This is a genomic window from Enterococcus sp. LJL90 (assembly GCF_056924355.1).
Window position 1 is genome coordinate 1 of the sequence record NZ_JBXPBQ010000034.1, and the last position, 3,522, is coordinate 3,522.

Sequence of the window (3,522 nt, forward strand, 5' to 3'; positions counted from 1 at the left end):
ATAAGGAGTTTTATGTCAAGTTGCTTTGATTAGAGGAAAGAAACAAGTCGAATTCTTCTTTTAAAGTCTTCCTTTGATCAATGGGTAAATTATGTCCGCTATTGTCTACAACATAGGATTTTATCTCACTTAAACTTTCAAAAAATGACAGCTGATCATGATAACCTACAACTTGATCATATTGCCCTAATAAAATTGTTCCATGCATTTCAGGTAAATTTTCCTCTAGAACTTTTTCAAAGGAAAATGAATATGCATCATCTTCGATTTCTTCCCAGAAGTCATTTGTTTCTTTTTTTATGCCAGGAATAATCGCATCTTGATAGTCATTCCAGGCTTGTTTATTAATCATAACGTTCATGTCCATAAAGTCCTGAAAATAATCCAAATTTCTTTTTGGATCAATCGATTCTTCAATAATATTCGTATGCTTCTCTAAGCTTCTATCTTTTTTGGCTGCTTTAACTACAGGGCAAGTCAAAAAAATTCCTTTCGCCTGAGCCGATAGCTTTGTACCTATGCCTAAGCAAAGATAGCCACCATAAGAATGTCCACAAAGTAAAAAGGTTTCATTACCAGTTTTTTGATAAATGAATTCAATTATTTGAGTTAAAATATCATCTGAATTTTGAATTGTATCATCAAAATCAGAATCTCCCATGCCGGGTATATCTATATAAATACGGTGATAATTTCTATATTGCTCTGTAAATAGTCTTTCATAAAAACACATCATACTATCTATATTCAGACCATTACCATGTATAAAATAAATAGGGGTACCTTCTCCTAGTTCCTTAAAATTAATCTGCACTTCCATAATCTCCTTAACCCTTTTTAAATTAGTAATTACTAAAGTATAACAAATCTCGTGTGTCTATTTACTCTCTTTTTTTACTTTGTATAACGTAACTTATACAAAGTAAAAGCCAGTTCTCGAAATGAGCTGGTTTTTTTATAATCTGCAGTATGCTTACTTGTTAGTTAAATAACAAGTAGCCATGTATTCCTCCATGTTTATGGAATTTATGCACTAAAGTTCTTATCCATAATAAGTTATAGCTATTAAATTCCAAACCATGTGAAATAGCATTGGAACGAAGATGTTTTTACTTTTTATAAAGGCAATTCCAAATAGGATTCCTAAGAAAAAAACTTGCATAAATCCGCCCGAAACTAAGTTAGGAATTAATGTTCCTGTATGTATCCAGGTTGGAAAATGTATTAACAAAAATAAACTTGAAGATAGTATTAAAGCCCCAAACTTATTCATTTTGGTTAATAGAAAATTTAAAATCCAACCACGAAATACTAATTCTTCTGTTAGACCAACCAGTAATACACTATTTATGAGATCAATCGGCTGAAACGTCTCTCTAATTTGTAAATTACCATATCCCAAGTAAGAGCCTCCTAATAAAAATAGAATCATCAGCCCTAAAAGTAGTATCCAATTCTCCCAATATATCTTAGTCTGGAATAATTTAGGATACGGTACTTGTAAAGTTGTGGTTCTTTTTATTAACAAGACGCTTGGTATTGTCCAACAACTTACTTTTATAATTGCTTGGATAAAAGCGCTTGGAATAGGGGCTAATTCTAGTATTTGAGGTTTTATTAGTAATTCGTAAAAAGACCACACACTGAAAAATATAATGATGTAGATTGCTAGATTAATCAAATCTCTATTTTTAGACATTATTTCGCTCCTAAACATTTATGGTTTAGCATAACATACTAAAAAATCTAATGTACATGATATAAGAGTAGTACGTTAAAATCCTTTATACTATAGAATAAATAGGCAATTGTAAAAATATTTAAGCTAGTAATCAATAAAATTTCAGTTCAAGATAGAGAGAAGGAAAAGCAATGGATACTGGTACAAAATTGAAATTGAAGCGCACTAGCCATGGAATTAGTCAAGAATATTTAGCTAGTAAAATCGGTGTTTCGAGGCAGACTATTTCTAATTGGGAAAATAATCGAACACTTCCTAATGTTGATAACTTATTGGATATGGCTAAAGTGTATAATATTTCGATAGACCAACTATTTGACTCTGAAGTATCAGCAGTAGAATTACCAACTAACAACCATGAAACATTCATAAAAGAACAGTTAAAATTGAGCATGGTTTTACTCTTGTTGTTTATTTTGACAACTGCGTTCAGCCATAATATAGGATTGATTTTGATATGGTTGATAGTGGGTTTTCTTATAAGACAAGTCATTGTATTTTCCTTAAGACTAAAAATCTCGAGGTGACAGTATGATAAAGAAATACTCAACAAAAATGGTAGTATTTATTCTAATATACATATGTATTTTCCTGCTTAAAATCCCACAATACATAATCAATAGCGCCAATCAAAAAATCACTATACAAGCTGTTTGTTATACGATGTTGCTGATTATAGGAATTTCGTTGTTCAAAAAGACTATACAATCTAATTTCCATTGGATTAAGCTACATAAATTTAAATCTTTATTGATTTTGGTAGCAGTATATTTAGCAGACGTTTTGTTGTCATCATTAGGATATGGGGTTGTTGAAATATTTTTTTCTACTCTAAACATTACTCCAGATAACTTTCAAAATGACACGAATATTCTAAATACAATAACACTAATCAATCCTGTAATAATATTGGCAATTCTAGCATTTATCGGTCCGATTGTTGAAGAGTTCTTTTTTAGGGGTATTCTTATTACCAAATTCTCTACTAAAATACCTGTGGGTCTAGCCGTTTTACTTTCAAGCAGTTTATTTGCTGCAACCCATATACATAACTTGTATCTAACTGATTTTATTCAAAGTATCCCCTATTTCCTATCAGGTTTGGTATTTGGATTCTCTTATTACAAAACAAAAAATTTGATTTTAATTAGTTTAGTGCATATTTTTATGAATTTAATTAGTTTACTTCCTTTTTTCTTAACGTAGTGAACTGTGGTAATTGATTTGTTTATCCTGTAAGTAAAAAACTAATTCTCAAAAATAGTGACTTTTTATTGTTCAGATTATATTTTTGCTTCGTATTTGGTATAAGGAGTTTCATGTGAACTAATAGCGCTACTTCATGACAACTAATTCAATTTTTAAACGATCTGGATCTTCAAAAAAAACCGCATAGTAATTTTTACCTCCTGCAAATGGGTAATTAGGCGTGTAAAGTTCGTGGGCTTCCATTTCTAGTAATTTAATACGTAGTTCATCCACTTTCTGCGGATTGGCAACAGAGAAAGCTATATGATTTAGACCTATGTGTTTTCTATGATAAGGTTCAGCTAAATATTGGTTTTCCGTTTGAACGAAAACAATATATAAGCCATCTAGCTTTAAGCTAAATCCTTTTTCCCATTCTTGAAAAAGAGTACAACCTAACTCTTGAAGTAAAAATGTATAGAATTTTTTAGACTTCTTTAAGTTTTTGACATTTATTTCAATATGATTTATCACGTCATTCACCCCTCAAAAATTATATCAAAAATACCGTTAAAATTTTCACTTGGAATAAC

General features: G+C 30.4%; 5 protein-coding genes. 2 read left to right on the plus strand and 3 right to left on the minus strand.

The window, feature by feature from the left end; translation table 11 throughout:
• Positions 1–10: 10 nt before the first annotated feature.
• Positions 11–814, minus strand: a complete 804-nt coding sequence (locus AC1Z3S_RS19840; RefSeq protein ID WP_461741812.1) for an alpha/beta fold hydrolase — start codon at positions 812–814, stop codon at positions 11–13.
• 228 nt (positions 815–1,042) lie between these two features.
• Entirely contained in the window at positions 1,043–1,699 is a 657-nt protein-coding gene (locus AC1Z3S_RS19845; RefSeq protein WP_461741813.1) for a CPBP family intramembrane glutamic endopeptidase, read from the minus strand.
• A 173-nt stretch (positions 1,700–1,872) separates the two neighbouring features.
• Between AC1Z3S_RS19845 and AC1Z3S_RS19850 the strand changes: the two genes are divergently transcribed.
• Together AC1Z3S_RS19850 and AC1Z3S_RS19855 are read left to right on the plus strand one after the other, a co-directional pair.
• The gene (locus AC1Z3S_RS19850; RefSeq protein ID WP_461741814.1) at positions 1,873–2,268 is read left to right on the plus strand and encodes a helix-turn-helix transcriptional regulator; all 396 of its coding nucleotides are present in this window, start codon (positions 1,873–1,875) and stop codon (positions 2,266–2,268) included.
• 4 nt (positions 2,269–2,272) lie between these two features.
• Positions 2,273–2,947, plus strand: coding sequence for a CPBP family intramembrane glutamic endopeptidase (locus AC1Z3S_RS19855; RefSeq protein ID WP_461741815.1), 675 nt, complete (start codon positions 2,273–2,275; stop codon positions 2,945–2,947).
• Positions 2,948–3,076: 129 nt separating this feature from the next.
• Here AC1Z3S_RS19855 and AC1Z3S_RS19860 read toward each other — a convergent pair whose 3' ends face one another.
• Positions 3,077–3,463 (minus strand): VOC family protein, encoded by a 387-nt coding sequence (locus AC1Z3S_RS19860; RefSeq protein ID WP_461741816.1) that lies wholly within the window; start codon positions 3,461–3,463, stop codon positions 3,077–3,079.
• Between the last annotated feature and the right edge of the window lie 59 nt (positions 3,464–3,522).